Here is a 16580-nt window from a genome sequence, read left to right as displayed (position 1 = left end):
GAAAATAGACAACATGTTGTTTCTGCGCATAAAGAGACAATCCCATCATTGCAATCGATATATCTGCATAGATATATCGCCTTACCCTATAAAATTGGTCTCTAGCGGTGACAACGAGTGCCCCGATCGAGTCACCACAAGAAAATGGTCATCGTGCCTTGCCTGCTTCTGATTTATAAATTATGTCCTTAAGACAACATATTGTCCACTTGGCATCAGAGATTATGACCCACGCATGGAATGGCCGGGTAATCGGCTTACACAAAACACCTAGGGCATTTTTGCCCATGAGTTCGGACAACGAACTGGAGCTCATCGCTGGCAAAGGCATTGCCGGGGACCGTTATTGCCTTGGCCGGGAGGAAGGTTTTTACTCGCAGAAGCCGGAGGACGGTCGCCAGATCACCTTTTTTGAAGCCGAGACGCTCGATGCGATAGAGCGCGACTACAAGATCACGATGCGGCCTGAAGATCACCGGCGCAATGTGACCACCAGGGGCGTACCCTTGAACTGGCTCGTCCATCGCCGCTTTTATGTCGGCGAGTGCCTTTTTGAGGCAACCCGGCTGTCGGTTCCCTGCAAGCATATCGAGGAGATTCTCGGCAAGCCGGTGTTCAATCCCATGGTCCACAGATCCGGATTGAACTGCCGCATTTTGATTGGCGGCGTCATTCGCCTCGAAGACGAGATAAGGCCCGCCTAAATGCCGCAACTGATTACGTTGAAGGTCGATAGGATCGACGATATGGGCGGCGGCGTGCGCCGGCTATCGCTATGCGACCCGGACAGGTGGCGGCTGCCTGCTGTGCGCCCAGGAGCACATATCGAGGTTCATATCCCTGACGTCGGAACCCGGGTTTACAGTCTCTGCGGGGATCCGGCCGTTGAAAACCAGTGGCAGATCGCGGTGAAACGCTCAGAGACATCCCGCGGCGGCAGCGTCTGGTTGCATGAGCAGCTGACAGAGGGTGCCATCGTCTATTCATCATTCCCCAGAACGGGCTTCAGGATTGTCGAGAGCGCAACACGGCACATCATGATCGCCGGCGGCATTGGGATCACGCCATTCTTGTCGATGGCGCATGTTTTGGAACGACTTGGTCTTGATTGGCAGCTCCATGTTCTCCATCGTGGCCCGATGGACATCGTTCAGGACTACAAAGGCTGGATCGACCACGGACGATTGAGGACCTATGACACCTCGACCGGCCGCCGCCCGAATCTTTCGGACATTCTGGCTCAGCCTGATGCTTCGGTTGCAGCCTATTGCTGCGGGCCGCAGTCGATGATCGATGCATTTCAGGAGCAGACGATGGCCTGGCCGCAAGACCATGCCCAGATCGAGTATTTCCTCCCCCCGAAACTCGCCCCGGCTGCCAATGCCCGCCCATACACCGTCGAGTTGAAGAAATCGGGCGTGACGGCGGAGGTCGGCAGCGGCGAAAGCCTGTTGAAAGCGCTTCTTCGCATCGGCAAGAAGGTCGATAGTTCGTGTGAGGGCGGTATCTGTGGGGTATGCGAGCTGGCCTGGCTTCAGGGTGACCCCGTCCACAGGGATCTTATTTTGTCGCCGGACCGCAGGATGACCCATCTCCTGTCCTGCGTCTCGGGCTGCGCATCGGAACGCTTGGTGATTGATTTATGATTTTGGCGGCAAAAACTTCGCTTGGCATGAGAATCAAGACACTGCGCAAGGCACGTAACTTGACGCTCGACGCACTGGCAACTCTTGCAGCGACCGACAAAGGCTATTTGTCTCGCCTGGAGCGTGGCATGAAGTCTCCAACCGTCGCGACATTGCTCAAGCTCTCGGAAGCCTTGGGCGTCCCGATGGGAGAACTGCTCGGAGAGCAAATCGCTTCCGACGTGATCCATGTCACACGCAAAAGCGAGCGCGTTCCAATCGGTGGCGAAGAGGGCGGCGGCATGCTGCAATCCTTGAGCGGCAATTCCTCGTCCTTGAGCGCCTTTATCATCCATCCGGAGACCGAATTTACAGCCCACCGGCCGGAATCGGCACATGCGGGCGAGGAATTCCTGCTGACCTTGTCCGGCTCTATCGAGATCCGGTTTCCGGATCGGGGCTTTGTTCTCGACGAAGGCGACAGCCTGATTTTTCCCGGCCACCTGCCGCATCGTGTTCGCAGGGTTGGCGATCAACCCTCTTCTGCCCTCGTCGTCGTCGGGCGCGGTCAGGCCTGACATAGCGAGACATCAACGCGCAAACGTGGAGCTCTACCGGCCCGCGAACGGAGAAGTTATGAAAACGATCAAGGGCCCAGCCCTGTTTCTCGGCCAGTTCGCCGGCGATACGGCACCGTTCGACACCTGGGACGGCATTACCCAATGGGCGGCCGACAAGGGCTATCTCGGCGTGCAGGTGCCAACCTGGGCCGGCCAGCTGTTCGATCTCAAGAAGGCGGCCGCGTCCAAGGATTATTGCGACGAATTTTTAGGCGTGGCGCGCGGCAATGGCGTCGAGGTGACCGAGCTGTCGACCCATCTGCAGGGCCAGCTGGTCGCCGTCCACCCGGCCTATGACGAGGCTTTCGACGGTTTTGCGGCACCGGAAGTGCGCGGCAATCCGAAGGCGCGCCAGGCCTGGGCGGTCGAACAGGTCAAGATGGCGATCACCGCCTCGCGGCATATGGGCATTTCCGCCCATGCAACCTTTTCCGGGGCGCTCGCCTGGCCGTTCCTCTATCCCTGGCCGCAGCGCCCGGCCGGCCTGGTCGAGGCCGCCTTCGACGAGCTGGCCAAGCGCTGGACGCCGATCCTCGACCATGCCGAGGCGCATGGCGTCGACGTGTGCTACGAAATCCATCCGGGCGAAGACCTGCATGACGGGGTGACCTTCGAGATGTTCCTGGAGCGGGTGAAGAACCACCGCCGCGCCAACATGCTCTACGATCCCTCGCATTATGTGCTGCAGTGCCTGGATTATCTCGACAATATCGACATCTACAAGGACCGCATCAAGATGTTCCACGTCAAGGACGCGGAGTTCAACCCGACCGGCCGGCAGGGCGTCTATGGCGGCTACCAGGGCTGGGTCGGACGGGCCGGGCGCTTCCGCTCGCTGGGCGACGGGCAGGTGGATTTCGGCGCGATCTTTTCAAAAATGGCGGCCAATGATTTCGACGGCTGGGCCGTGGTCGAATGGGAATGCGCGCTAAAGCATCCGGAAGACGGCGCCCGCGAAGGGGCCGAATTCGTCAAGGCCCACATCATCCGCGTCACCGAGAAAGCCTTCGACGACTTTGCCGCCAGCGGCACCGACGACGCGGCCAACCGGCGCATGCTGGGGCTTTAGTTCCCTCTTCTCCCCGGCGGAGAGAAGATGCCCGACAGGGCAGATGAGGGGGGCTGCAGGCGTTCGTGTATCGGGCTACCCCCCTCGGCCCTGCCGGGCATCTCCCCCTCAAGGGGGGAGATCGGATGGAGCCGTCGCCGCATTACCCCAGAAGGGCACAATGCCCGCGGCCAATCTCCCCCCTTGAGGGGGAGATGTCACGGAGTGACAGAGGGGGGTAACCCCTTGGCACAAGATTAGATTTCAAAGGAGGAAACCCATGACCATCGAAGCCGGAAAAACCCCATCGCGTGCCCCGAAAATCCGTCTCGGCATGGTCGGCGGCGGGGCGGGGGCGTTTATCGGCGGCGTGCATCGCATGGCGGCGCGGCTGGACGACCGCTTCGATCTCGTCGCCGGCGCGCTATCGTCGACAGCGGAAAAGTCGCTGGCTTCCGGCCTTGAGCTCGGCCTCGATCCGGCCCGTTGTTATGGAAGCTTCGAGGAGATGGCAGACAAGGAATCTGCGCGGCCCGACGGTATCGAGGCGGTGTCGATCGTCACGCCCAACCATGTGCATTATCCCGCGGCAAAAGCCTTTCTGGAGCGCGGCATCCATGTCATCTGCGACAAGCCGCTGACCTCGACGCTCGACGATGCGCTGAAGCTCAAAACCGTGGCCGACCAGTCCAAGGCATTGTTCATCCTCACCCACAATTACACCGGCTATCCCATGGTGCGCCATGCCCGCGAGCTGGTGCAAAACGGCGAATTGGGCGAGATCCGGCTGGTGCAGATGGAATATCCGCAGGACTGGCTGACCGAGGCGGTCGAGCAGACCGGCGCCAAGCAGGCGGTGTGGCGCACCGATCCGGCGCAATCGGGCCTCGGCGGCTCGACCGGCGATATCGGCACCCATGCCTATAATCTCGGCTGCTTCATCTCTGGCCTCACCCTCGACGAGCTGGCCGCCGACGTGCACACCTTTGTCGAAGGCCGCAGGCTCGACGACAATGCCCATGTCATGCTGCGCTTCAAGGCAAAAGGCTCCGACCGGCCGGCCAAGGGGTTGCTGTGGTGCAGCCAGGTGGCGCCGGGCAACGAGAACGGCCTGAAGGTACGCGTCTATGGCGCCAAGGCCGGGCTCGAATGGGTGCAGGCCGATCCGAACTATCTGTGGCTGACACGGCTCGGCGAGCCCAAGCAGCTGATCACCCGCGGCGGGGCCGGTGCCGGCGCTGCCGCCGCCCGCGTCACCCGCATCCCGGGCGGCCACCCGGAAGGCTATCTCGAAGCCTTCGCGACGATCTACACCGAGGCCGCCCACGCCATCCATGCGGCGCGCAGCGGGGCTCCGGTCGATCCGGCGGTGATGTATCCGACCATTGACGATGGCGTGAAGGGGGTCCGCTTTATCGAAGCATGTCTGGCATCGAGCGAGCAAAACGGCGCGTGGGTCTCTCTTGCGCCGACTTGAACCACTCTGCCCTTCGAACGCGTTGCAGGCGCGCGACGACGCCTGATGCAAGCAAGACTTTTGCCGATTTCAAAATGGAGCCCACATTGAAAGTCACAACCGTTGCTATTGCCGGCCTTGGTGCCATTGGTCTGTCGGTCGCCCGCAGCCTGGACCAGGGCAAGGTTCCCGGTTTCAAACTTATCGCGGTTGCCTCCCGGGACAGTGAAAAAGCCCGCCAGGCCGTTTCGACCTTCAATACCGTACCTTCCATCAGAGCCGTGCTCGCAGACATTGTGGATGCGGATATCATTATCGAGGCCGCGCCGGCGGCGGCCTTTCTCGACATCGCAAGACCAGCCGTCGCCGCCGGCCGCACTTTGGTCGCCTGCTCTGGCGGCGCATTAATGCGCAATATGGAGCTGGTCGACGAGGCCAAGCGTTCCGGAGCGCGCATCATTGTGCCGACCGGCGCTATCATCGGCCTTGATGCCGTTAGAGCCGCGGCTCAGGGGACTATCCACAGTGCGGTCATTGAGACACGCAAGGCACCAAAGGGGTGGAGCGGAGCACCGCACCTCATCGCGCACGGCATCGAACTGGATGGCTTGACGGAACCGGTCTGCATTTTTGAAGGCAACGCGCTTGATGCTGCTGTCGGCTTCCCCGCAAATGTCAACGTTGCGGCGGCACTGGCAATGGCAGGCATTGGACCCGAGAGAACACAGGTGAGGCTGTTTGCCGATCCCAGTGTGCACCGCAACACCCATCGTATCAGCGTGGACTCCGATATCGCGCGCTTCTCTATGACGATCGAGGGGATTCCCAATCCGGAAAACCCGCGGACCGGTCTTCTTACGCCGCTATCGGTCATCGCCTGTCTGCGAAGCTTGAACGATACACTTCGGATAGGGTCCTGATCGGACTGATAGAAATCCGAGGAGAAAGGCGGGCTCCTGAATTGGAGTTTCTTCGAGCTATACCGGGTTCCGCTTCCGTCGCGCCAGCAATGGAAAGGCTTTGCAAGCTGGCAAAGGCCGCGCTCAACACGCGACCTCTGCCACTCTTCCCGCAGGACGTTGAGCTGACTCTTGAGGAGGCCTCTGCAGTTTTAGGTGTGTCGGAAGATCAACTTATTGAACGCCTGAACGCGAAATTCGACGGTCGCAGGTTCCATAGGGATTTGAGATGCGTAAATTTGTGGTGGCTCCTACATAGCCAAGAAAAATCTGATTTGGAGGGTGATAGAAACCAGTCGCCTTGAAAGAACTCGAACCACGGCACTCAGGCGGCTTACGCCAAGCCGCGTAAAATATGTGACATTAGCCTCAGTAATTTAGCTGAAGAGGGCTATGGCACGCCATCTATGGACAGACCAACAAATCGAGAGTTTCATTTCCGTAAATAATTGGCGAGGCTGTCTTGGCAAAGCCACAGCTTGGAGGACGTCGAGCGCCTCGCGACCATCGACATCCCGGGCAAGTCCGCGGCATTGTATAACGCTGCACTTCGACCAATTGGTGTCGCGAGAACCGTGAAACATTCCTGCAGCTGGAATTCGTTCCCCGTTCGAGCTAGTTATGGCGCTCAGCCCTTCGAGGGCGCTCCAGAACGGATGTTGGAATGGCATTGTTTGAAGTGCAGCAGAGACAAAATCTGAGCGCCGCCGCCACTCGGCTTCTGGATTATATCGAGCGACACCCAAACGCCGTGCTTGTCAGCTCCGCACTCGAGCTTGCTGCGAAGATCGATGCATCAGACGCAACCGTGATCCGCTCGATCCAATCGCTTGGCTTCGATGGGCTACCTCACCTGAAGACCGTGATCGCAGAGAAACTCGATGAGGGTACGCGCACACCGGTCGACAAGGTGGGCGTGACCTTGAGTGAGTTGACGCAGGATCGAAGCCGGCCTCCCCTCCAACTCGTGGTCGAGGCCTACACCAGAACGCTTGAAAAACTCTCAAGACCGGGATTGCCAGAGCAGTTTCAGTCCGCGGCGCTGCTCCTGAATAATGCCAGCCGGATCGGCCTTCATGGGGGTGGCCCGCTTATTCGCCTGGCGCAGCAAACCGCCACACATCTTGGCCGGATTGGTCGTTCGAGTTTCGTGATGGAGGGCACGGGCCACGCCTTCGCGGACGCTCTATTGGGCCTGGAGCCGGGCGATGCGGTAATCCTCCTCGCCTACGGCAAGGTTCACAAGGAGAGCCTCCTCATCAAGCAGGAGCTACAACGTCTTGGTGGGATCCTGATCGTCATCACCGACAACCCGGCCGGTCGTTTGGCGGTCGGGGCTGAGGCGGTTCTGGAGGTGCCACGAACCGAGGTCGGCAATATGACGTTCTACGGAACGATCCTACTTGCCCTTGAGACGCTTGTCCTGTCTCTGACCCAGCTTGGCCCGGACCGTGCCATGGATGCAGCGCGCCGACTGCGCGATTTTCGCAGTGACCTGGATCAACGGTCCTAAAGACTGGGCGGACGTCGTCAGCACTACATTTCACTCAGCCGGAACGGATCGAAATCCTAATACGCGCATGATGGCCGCCTGAATCAGGAATTCTGGCGCAAATTAAACTTGATGATTTTGATCATGAATGGTAATTGACACTACGCTGCGTAGTGGTCGGGCTCCGAAACACGACGTCATTCCACGGGCAGCGATACGCCGGACAGGCTGAAACCTGGTCCTGGCAGGGTTGTCATGTCGAGTTTAACCAGAGGAGCTTACTGATGATTTCCCGAAGAGCGGTCCTTGCCGCGTCCGTGGTGCTCGGCGCCGCCACCACAGTGCTTGGCCGCACCGCCCTGGCGAAGGAAGAACGGGTCCTCCAGATCACCTCGCCTCGCGAGATCACCAGCCTCGAACTGGCGGACACCAGTTACCATTTCCGCAGGCTTCGGGTCGCCGAGACGTTGGTGACGATCGATCCCAACGGCAAGCTTGCTCCCGAACTCGCCAAAAGCTGGTCGGTCAGCGACGACGGCCTGAACTGGACCTTCGTCATCCGCGAAGGCGTGCGCTTTCATGACGGCAGCGCGTTGACCCCGGAACTGGTTCGCGACGCGATCGAGGCCATGCGCAAGTCGCGTAACAACACAGAAATGGTGCCGCAGTTGCCGATTTCATCGGTCAACATCGACGGTCAGGCGGTTGTCGTCACCCTGAAGCAGCCGTTCAGTCTGGTCGCGGATTTTTTCACGGACGGCCCCGCGGTCATTCTGGCAAAGTCCTCTTTTGGACCTGACGGGACCGTGAAACAAATCATCGGCACGGGCCCTTACAAAATCACCCGGATCGAGGGCAAAACCTCGGTGGATCTGGAAGCCTTCTCCGACTATTGGGGAACGCCAGCGCACATCGAACGAGTTCATTTCACCGGCGCCACCTCGCCCGACACGATTGCAAACATGGCAGAGGCGGGACAAGTTGATCTGGTTCTCGGTCTACCGCAGGCGTTGCGCGACCGGGTAGAGGGTAGCGGAAATGTCCGCGTCAAGCAGGTCCAGACGGCACGGATCAACGGTGTCTTCGTCAATGCGGGGGACGTGCGCTTCGATGACCCAGCTGAGCGTCGGGCAATCTCATTGGCCTTGGACCGGCAGGGGATTGCCAAGGCACTGTTCGGCAATCCAAAAGCCGCAGCCAACCAGCTCTTCTCTGCCGCCTTTCCCGACTGGTACGATCCCGATCTGCCGCAGATCGAACGCAACGTCGAAGAGGCCGGGCGGCTATTGGCTGGGGCCGGCTGGACCAAGGGGCCGGACGGCGTCCTGACCCGCGAAGGAGCGCGCTTCTCGTTTACGATGATTGTCGGCAAGCAGCCGGAAGTGAAATCTCTGGCGGAGGCGATCCAGGCGCAACTTGCCGAGCTCGGCATTGAGGTCAAGCTCGAAAACGGCAATCAGGGGCAGGTGCTGGAATCCATCGCAAAAGGGAGCTTCCAGTTCGGTCTTACGCGTCGCAACTACGGGGCGGTGCCCGATCCGGTCGCTACTCTCGTCCTGGATTATGCCGAAAGCAATGCAGCGAATGCTGTGTGGAGCGGCGTGAACTACCGCAATCCGGACATGGAAAGCGCCCTGAGCGAGTATCTTGCCGCCCGCAACGAGGACCAGCGCACAGCATCCCGCAAAAAGATTCGCGCGCTCTTGAACGGCGATCTGCCGGTCATTCCGGTGGTCTGGTACGATTACAACGTGTCGATTTCCGATCGAATCGCGTTCGACAGCGTGCCGATCGATGCCCTCGAGGTGAGCTTCTGGATTGACCGCGTCCAATGGGCTGGCTGAGGTATGCCTGCCATGCGCGGCATTGCCGGGGCGATCGTCAGTCATCTGCTGGCAGCGGTGGGCGTTGCGTTTGCCGTCGCCAGCCTCGCCTTTGTCGCAGTGCAGATGGCCCCCGGCGATATTGCGTTTCGGGTTGCGGAGGCTCGTTATGGTGAACGGATTTCCCTGCAAACCGTTGATCAGGCGCGCCAGATAACGGGCCTGGATCAGCCCGTCATTCTGCAATATGGCCGGTGGGTTGGCTCCGTGTTCACCGGCCAGCTAGGGCGCTCGATGATCAGTGGCCGCGAGGTCACGCCTGAGGTGTGGCACAGTTTTCAGACGACTGTGAGCATTGCGATCATTGGTGTCAGCATCGCTCTTTTCCTCAGCCTGCTGATAGGTTTTGCGGCCGGGGTGCGGCGAGGCAGCATTGTCGATCGAGGATTTCTAGCCGTTTCCGCGGTATTGTCATCAGTGCCGTCGTTCTTGCTCGGCATCATTCTGATTACGATATTTGCCATTGGCCTGCGCTGGCTGCCGGCGGCCGGCAATAACCTGCCCGGTTATGCGATCCTTCCCTCCTGCACGCTTGCGCTTGCGCTCCTTCCGGAGCTTTCGCGCGTGGTCCGCAACGCCGTGGTGCAAGCGATGCAGGACTTCTATCCGACCTATGGGCGGATCAAGGGCCAGAGCTGGCTGCGGATCATCTTTTCGCATGCATTGCGGCCGACACTCGTGCCGGTGATTGCCTATTGCGGACCGCTGGTCGCTCATACGATCGGCGGTCTGGTCGTCATCGATGTGCTGTTCAACCTCGACGGTCTCGGAACACGGCTGATCGATAGCGTTCTGGCGGCGGACATACCGATGGCAATGGGTGCAGGGTTGCTCATTGGCATCTCCGTAGTCGCAATCAATGGCCTCAGCGACATCGCGGTAAGGCTGCTCGATCCGCGACTGTATGTGGCGGGCCAACAGCCATGACGTTTTCATCGCTCGATCGAGTTGCCATCAAGCCCCGGCGCATGCCGCCACGTTCGATCGTGCTTTTTGGATTCATGCCTTTGGCTGTGATGCTGCTGGTGGGGTTGTTCGGGCCACACCTGCTGACGGTCGACCCCAACCGCCAGGATCTCGGTGCAGCCTATGCTTCTCCGTCCACCGAATATCTTTTGGGCGCCGACAATCTTGGTCGGTCAATCGTCGCTCGGCTGATTAAAGGAACACGCATATCGCTCGGTATTGCCTTTGCCGGTGTGGTCGCCTCGCTGGCCACCGGCCTGGTGCTCGGATTTCTAGCCGCGTTTCGAACCGGCTGGACGAGGCAGATCATCATGCGCCTATCCGACGTGATCATCGCCTGCCCCAGCCTCTTGTTCGTCATCCTGGTCTCGGGCCTGTTGGGAGGCGGTATCGGTCCGATCCTCTTTGGTCTGTGGATGTCGCAATGGCCAGGCTTTGCCCGTCTCACCGCTGCGATAACAGCGCGTGAACTGGCAACCGATCATGTCGAGGCGTCCCGCCTGCTCGGGTTCCGTTCGGTCTACATCTTCCGCACGCATGTATTGCCGGCAATAGCTCCCTATCTTTCCTCCCTTGGCGCCCTGACGGTTGGCGCCAATGTCCTGACGATTTCGTCGGTCGGCTTCCTCGGTCTTGGCCTTCGACCGCCGGAAGCCGAATGGGGCGGGATGATCGCAGGAACCATGACTTTCTTCAGGTCATCACCCCACATGGTGCTGGCCCCGGCCGGGGCCATTCTGGTCTGCACGCTCTCGGCAACGCTGATCGGCGAATATTACAGCGCCCGCCGCCAAGGCACCGAGGAGGTTGCCTTGTGAGCACCCTTGCTGTCGAACGACTGACGATCGCAACGGCTGATCGTATCATCGTGGAAAACCTCTCGCTCAGCGTCGCTGCTGGCGAAATCCTCGCCGTTCTCGGGGAGACCGGCAGCGGCAAAAGTCTGATCGGCAGTGCGATCATGGGCCTCATGCCGAGCGGCGTTTCGGTCTCTGGCCGCATCATCGTCAATGGTCGAGTCCATGACGCAGCCGACCGCACAGCACTTCGGTCTCTATGGGCAAAAGACCTCTTCCTGCTGCCGCAGGAGCCGCTCAATGCACTTGCGCCTCTGCTCAGCGCAAAGTCTCAGGTCGCCGAGCAAATTCACTCGCCACGACGGTCGCACGAAGCCATCGCAGCGCTTCGCACCATGCAACTTGATGCTGAACATCACGGCAAGCGTCCATTCGAATTGTCTGGCGGCATGGCCCAGCGCGTGATGGCGGCGATCGCTTCCGTGACCAGTGCCGACATCATCCTCGCCGACGAACCGACAAAGGGTCTCGATGCAGATCGGCGCGACGTTGTGGCCCAGGTCTTCAGTGCATTGCGGAAGAGCGGTCGTGCGATTCTCCTTATCACCCACGATATCGCGCTTGTGCGGTCACTGGCCGATCAGATCGCCTTTCTCGATGAACGCTCGATCATGGAATCCGGACCTGCGAAGGAGATTCTGAGGGATCCCCGCACGGACTATGCGCGTCGATACATAGCGAGCGATCCCGCAACGTGGGGACACCGCCCCTATGCGCGCTCAACGACTGCGAAAGTTATTGAGACTGATCATCTCCGCATCGGTATTGGCAAAAGAATTCTGGCGGACGATGTGAGTTTCCATTGCCATGCCGGGCATATTTCGGCGCTTCTGGGCAAGAGTGGCATCGGAAAGACCACCCTTGGCCGAACGTTGCTCGGACAGACCTCGCCACTTGCTGGGACCATAAGGCGGCCGACAGCCGAGCGCGGCGGCTCCTTTCAAAAACTCCATCAGGATCCGACACGGGTGTTCGCGCCATGGCAATCACTCGGACGCAGCCTCCAAGACCTGCGCCGCCTGCCAGACGGCGACCGCGGCTTCAACGAAGTCAATGGATTGATGCAGCGCTTTGGCCTGCGGTACGACCTGCTCAATCGCCGCCCAAGCCAGATCAGCGGTGGTGAAGCGCAACGCCTGGCACTGGTCCGCATTCTGGCGATGAGGCCGACGATGCTGATTGCCGACGAGCCGACGTCGCGCCTCGATCCGCCGGTGCAGGAGCAGGTTGTCCGGCATCTACGCAAAATCGCCGATGAGGACGAACTGGCCATTCTGCTCATCACCCATGATCAGGACCTGAGCACGGCGATCGCGGACCGCCGCATGCTGATGGTGGCGGAAGACAACGCCCCGGCGACGTTGATCGATGTCACGAGATCGACACCGGACACGCTTCATACTTGACGTAGTTAACATTACGCACTACGCCAAAAAAAAGATACTTGTAGCATTCACTACGATCGTGACGGCTCGTGAGGATATAAGCATGCATTTTGACGCCCAGCTCTGGGCAGCGACCAAGGGCTTCCGGGCTCGCATCGCCGCGGCCATCGCCCTCGGATTTGTCTCGCTCGCGTTTGGGATCGCAAGATTCATCATCCTCGGCTGGCTGATCGCGCGTCTGTTCGAAGGCGCCCCACTGGCCGATCAGTTGGTTGCCATTGTCGCACTGCTGGCGGTTATCCTGTCGCGCATGGGTCTCGAATACTGGCGCGCCATGGTCGCGCATCGTACGGCAGCCCTTATTCAGGATCGGGTAAGGCTCAGCCTCTTCGACCAGATCGTTCGTCTGGGGCCTGCATGGCTCGCAGAACGAAGGACGGGTAGCATCGCCCTGTCGACGATCGATGGTGTCGAACAGCTCCAGGCGTTTTTCGGCCAGTTTATCCCACAGGTCGCCATCGCCTTTCTGGCGCCAGTGCTGCTGTTTGCTGTCCTGTCGTTCTGGGATGTCCCCGTTGCCGCCGTGATCTCGGTGGCCGCTATTCTCGCCTTGATCTTTCCGGTGGTCCTCAAGCGTATCGGCGAACAGTCGACCTTGCGCCGAGTACGCTCGTTCAAAGCTTTCGGTGCGGATTTTCTCGATGCCGTACAAGGCTTGCCGACCCTCAAGGCGTTCGGCCAGAGTGCCGCGTTCGGCGAGCGGCTTGCCCTGAAGGCAAACCAGTTGGCCGACAGCACACTGTTTGTCCTGCAAGCCGCCCTTATGAGCCGGGCATTCACGGACCTCGCCATCGCCGGCGGTGCGGCTGCCGCCATTGCGCTTGGCGCCTGGCGCGTCAGCCATGGAGAAATGAGTATCGAGGCCTTGCTCATCGTTCTGATGGCAGGGACCGAGGTGTTCCGGCCCTTGCGCGATCTGCGCTCCCTGCTCCATAGGGGGATGATGGCCAACGCAGCCGCCGTGGGCATCAAGGCATTACTGCAGGCGACCCCGCCGCGCCCGCCGCGCGAGACGTTCGCTACTCCGGAAATCGAGCCGTCGCTATCATTTGAGAATGTGCGGTTCAGCTATTCGGACGAACGTGGAGCGGCCTTGAAGGGCATATCGTTCGAGGTTAAGGCGGGCGAGCGCATCGGCATTGTCGGCTACAGTGGCTCGGGCAAATCGACCATCGTCAAGCTTCTGCTGCGGTTCTATGACGCTGATACCGGCACAATCCGCATTGGTGGGCATGATGTCACGGCGCTGGCCGCCGATCACATCCGTGACCAGATCGCCGTCGTGCAACAGGATACCTATCTCTTTTATGGTGCTGTCGAAGACAACATCCGTATTGCCCGCCCCAATGCGACAGCAGACGAGGTTGAGGCCGCCGCGCAGGCAGCGAACGCTCACACGTTCATCACCGCCCTGCCAGAGGGCTATCGTACGATCATCGGGGAGCGCGGTCTGCGACTTTCCGGGGGCCAGAGACAGCGCATCGCGATTGCCCGTGCGGTCCTGAGGGACGCTCCCATCCTCATCCTCGATGAGGCACTCTCGTCAGTCGATGCCGAGAACGAGAGCATCATCCAGGCCTCGCTCGATGATCTCTCCAGGGAGCGGACGACCATCGTGCTCGCCCATCGCCTGTCGAGCGTGATCGACGCTGACCGTATCCTCGTGGTTTCCGATGGCCTTATCGCCGATAGCGGCACGCATGCCGAACTGATCGCGCGCGACGGCCCGTACCGGAAACTCATGGCCGAGCAGGTTCAACTGAGCGAGAGTAACGCCCTGCTCGACTTCAACACGGTCGTAGCACCCGAAAAGCAACGCGCGGCCGAGATCGTACAGACAACCCCGGCAAAGCCTCAATCGACAGAAGGTGAGAGGATCGCTGCGGGTCTCACGGCATTCCAGACCCTCGGGACGTTGTTCAGATTGATTGGACCCTGGCGCAAGCAACTGGTCCTGACGGTCACGTCCGGCGTGGGACGCGTCTATGCTTTGATCGGCGTCAGCACGCTCAGTGCTCTGACGGTGGCGGCAATTAAGACGGGCACACCGTTCGGAGCCTATCTCATTTGGATGGCGGCTCTGGTGCCTCTGGCGGCATTCTTGCAGTGGAACGAATCCTGGCGGTCCCACGACATGGCCTACAGTTTGCTCGCCCAGATGCGGGTCGATCTATATTACGCGCTGGAAAAGCTTGCACCCGCCTATCTTCTGAAGCGGCGCTCGGGTGATCTTGTTTCGCTCGGGACGCAGGACGTCGAGACGGTCGAATACTTCTTCGCTCACGTTGTGGCGCCGGCGATGGTGGCGCTCCTGATACCACTGACCGTTCTGATCGCTCTCGCCTTCATAGCTTGGCCAACGGCGGTCGTGCTGCTGCCGTTCCTGGTGTATGCAGCGCTCGCGCCGGTGTCTGAGAGACGCAAGGTGGATGCTCTTGGCGGTCAGGCTCGCACCGAACTGGGTGGTCTCAACGCCTTCGTCGTCGACACCGTGCAAGGCATGGGCGAGCTCATTGCCTTTCGCGCGGTTGCTGCGCGCCGGAAGCTCTTTCACGATCAAACTTCCGAATATCAGCGCACGAGAGTGGCGCTCAATGCTGACCTGTCGTTCCAGACGGCCAAGCAGGAGGTGGTTTCCGCCCTTGGATCAACAGCCGTGCTGGTCACTGCGGCCTTTATGATCCACAGCCACGCCTTCGAGCCAACGCTTCTCCCGCTCGTCGCCCTCCTGTCGTCGGCGGCCTTCCTGCCGGTATCGGAACTGGCGCAGGCCGCACGACAGCTCGCCGACTCGATCGCGTCCACGCGGCGCGTCCATGCGGTCCATGTCGAACCCATTCTGGTTACTGACGGACCTAAGCTCCTGCCCGGTTCGACCAGTGGATCCGAACTGGAATTTTCGAACGTCAGCTTTTCCTACGACAAGACGGGATCTACCGTGCTTGAGGAGATTGATTTCAAGGTGCCAGCCGGCGCGCGGATCGCCCTCGTCGGCTCGTCGGGCGCCGGCAAGACGACGATCGCAAACCTGGTGCTGCGCTTCTGGGATCCACAGCAGGGGCGCATTACAATCGATGGCCATGACTTGCGCGAAATCACCCTCAACAGTCTTCGCGAGCATATCGCGCTCGTCGCGCAGGACACATACCTGTTCAATGCGACCTTGGCCGAAAACATTCGGCTTGCTCGTCCAGATGCCACCCAGGAAGACCTGGACCTGGCTATCCAGCGCGCTGCCCTTACGGATTTTGTTGCATCACTGCCAGCCGGTCTCGAAACGCCTGTTGGAGAACGAGGCGTTCAGCTATCCGGTGGACAAAGACAGCGCATTTCAATTGCCCGGGCATTCCTTAAGAATGCGCCGGTGCTGATCCTGGACGAGGCCACCTCTCATCTCGATGCGGCGAGCGAAGCGCATGTGCGAGCAGCACTCGACGAGCTTATGATCAACAGGACAACCCTCATCATCGCCCACCGGCTATCGACCATTCAGGCAGCCGACCAAATCCTGGTGATGCGGGACGGGCGGATCGTCGAACGGGGAAAACACCGTGATCTGATGAGCCTGGGCGGATTTTACGCCGAGCTGATTGGCCATCAATCGGCAGGAGCGGCTCCGGCCAGATCCTGACGCCAGGCCCCCCAGAGGTCGACGCAAACACCTCGGTGTCGCGGTTACGGCCAATGGCTTGCCCCTGCCGTGCTGGGCCACGTTTCGGCTCATTCAACCACAAAGCCGGACAGACTCTTCGGCTTCGAAGCAAGATCTCTATCGTTGCTTATACGAGGATTTTCCTTCTTTGTTCTCATGATTCACATGTTCTGATAGACCGGCCCTTCGCCGCCTTGTGGCGGTACCCAGGTGATGTTCTGGTTCGAGTCCTTGATGTCGCAGGTTTTGCAGTGCACGCAGTTCTGGGCGTTGATGACGAAAACGTCCTCGCCGTCCTTTTCCACCCATTCGTAGACGCCGGCCGGACAGTAGCGGGTCGAGGGCCCCGCATAGATGTCGTGTTCGGAGCGCTTCTGCAGCTGCATGTCCTTGACCTTGAGGTGCACCGGCTGGTCCTCCTCATGGTTGGTGTTGGACAGGAAGACCGACGACAGGCGGTCGAAGGTCAGCACACCATCCGGCCGTGGATAGGCGATCGGCTTGTGTTTGGCGGCCGGCTCCAGCGAGGCGGCATCGGTCTTGCCGTGTTTCAGCGTGCCGAAGACCGAGAGACCGA

The 16580-nt window shown here is 60.1% G+C and carries 13 protein-coding genes; 12 read left to right on the top strand and 1 reads right to left on the bottom strand.

The features are described from left to right. Positions 1 to 224: 224 nt before the first annotated feature. The 12 genes from HGO38_RS27540 to HGO38_RS27485 all read left to right on the top strand — a co-directional run bounded on the left by HGO38_RS27540 (position 225) and on the right by HGO38_RS27485 (position 15982). Complete coding sequence (locus tag HGO38_RS27540) at positions 225 to 704, top strand: MOSC domain-containing protein (RefSeq protein WP_250959013.1); 480 nt, start codon at positions 225 to 227, stop codon at positions 702 to 704. Continuing rightward, complete coding sequence (locus HGO38_RS27535; protein ID WP_250959012.1) at positions 705 to 1646, top strand: PDR/VanB family oxidoreductase; 942 nt, start codon at positions 705 to 707, stop codon at positions 1644 to 1646. Next, on the top strand, positions 1643 to 2203 hold the full coding sequence (locus HGO38_RS27530; protein ID WP_250959011.1) for a helix-turn-helix domain-containing protein: 561 nt from the start codon (positions 1643 to 1645) through the stop codon (positions 2201 to 2203). Before HGO38_RS27535 ends, HGO38_RS27530 begins: the two co-directional genes overlap by 4 nt. 58 nt (positions 2204 to 2261) lie before the next feature. After that, positions 2262 to 3314 (top strand): sugar phosphate isomerase/epimerase family protein, encoded by a 1053-nt coding sequence (locus HGO38_RS27525; RefSeq protein WP_250959010.1) that lies wholly within the window; start codon positions 2262 to 2264, stop codon positions 3312 to 3314. Positions 3315 to 3573: 259 nt separating this feature from the next. After that, on the top strand, positions 3574 to 4770 hold the full coding sequence (locus HGO38_RS27520) for a Gfo/Idh/MocA family protein (protein ID WP_250959009.1): 1197 nt from the start codon (positions 3574 to 3576) through the stop codon (positions 4768 to 4770). A gap of 74 nt (positions 4771 to 4844) precedes the next feature. Next, entirely contained in the window at positions 4845 to 5669 is an 825-nt protein-coding gene (locus tag HGO38_RS27515; RefSeq protein ID WP_502941649.1) for an aspartate dehydrogenase, read from the top strand. A gap of 703 nt (positions 5670 to 6372) precedes the next feature. Next, complete coding sequence (locus HGO38_RS27510; protein ID WP_250959007.1) at positions 6373 to 7221, top strand: MurR/RpiR family transcriptional regulator; 849 nt, start codon at positions 6373 to 6375, stop codon at positions 7219 to 7221. A gap of 134 nt (positions 7222 to 7355) precedes the next feature. Then, the gene (locus tag HGO38_RS27505; RefSeq protein ID WP_250959006.1) at positions 7356 to 9044 is read left to right on the top strand and encodes an ABC transporter substrate-binding protein; all 1689 of its coding nucleotides are present in this window, start codon (positions 7356 to 7358) and stop codon (positions 9042 to 9044) included. A 12-nt stretch (positions 9045 to 9056) separates the two neighbouring features. Continuing rightward, positions 9057 to 10010 carry an ABC transporter permease gene (locus HGO38_RS27500; RefSeq protein WP_250959005.1) on the top strand — a complete coding sequence of 318 codons (954 nt, stop codon included), beginning with the start codon at positions 9057 to 9059 and terminating at the stop codon, positions 10008 to 10010. A 74-nt stretch (positions 10011 to 10084) separates the two neighbouring features. After that, the gene (locus HGO38_RS27495) at positions 10085 to 10867 is read left to right on the top strand and encodes an ABC transporter permease (protein ID WP_250959004.1); all 783 of its coding nucleotides are present in this window, start codon (positions 10085 to 10087) and stop codon (positions 10865 to 10867) included. Further along, on the top strand, positions 10864 to 12312 hold the full coding sequence (locus HGO38_RS27490) for an ABC transporter ATP-binding protein (RefSeq protein WP_250959003.1): 1449 nt from the start codon (positions 10864 to 10866) through the stop codon (positions 12310 to 12312). Before HGO38_RS27495 ends, HGO38_RS27490 begins: the two co-directional genes overlap by 4 nt. An 82-nt stretch (positions 12313 to 12394) precedes the next feature. Next, positions 12395 to 15982, top strand: a complete 3588-nt coding sequence (locus HGO38_RS27485) for an ABC transporter ATP-binding protein/permease (protein ID WP_250959002.1) — start codon at positions 12395 to 12397, stop codon at positions 15980 to 15982. 182 nt (positions 15983 to 16164) lie between these two features. Here the strand turns inward: HGO38_RS27485 and HGO38_RS27480 are convergent. Then, the coding region (locus HGO38_RS27480) for a 4Fe-4S dicluster domain-containing protein (protein WP_250959001.1) at positions 16165 to 16580 on the bottom strand (416 nt) is incomplete at its 5' end.

The sequence above is a fragment of the Rhizobium sp. CG5 genome (assembly GCF_023701945.1).
GTDB lineage: Bacteria > Pseudomonadota > Alphaproteobacteria > Rhizobiales > Rhizobiaceae > Allorhizobium.
Note: the sequence above shows the minus strand (reverse complement) of the source record. Positions and strands in the feature narration are given on the sequence as shown.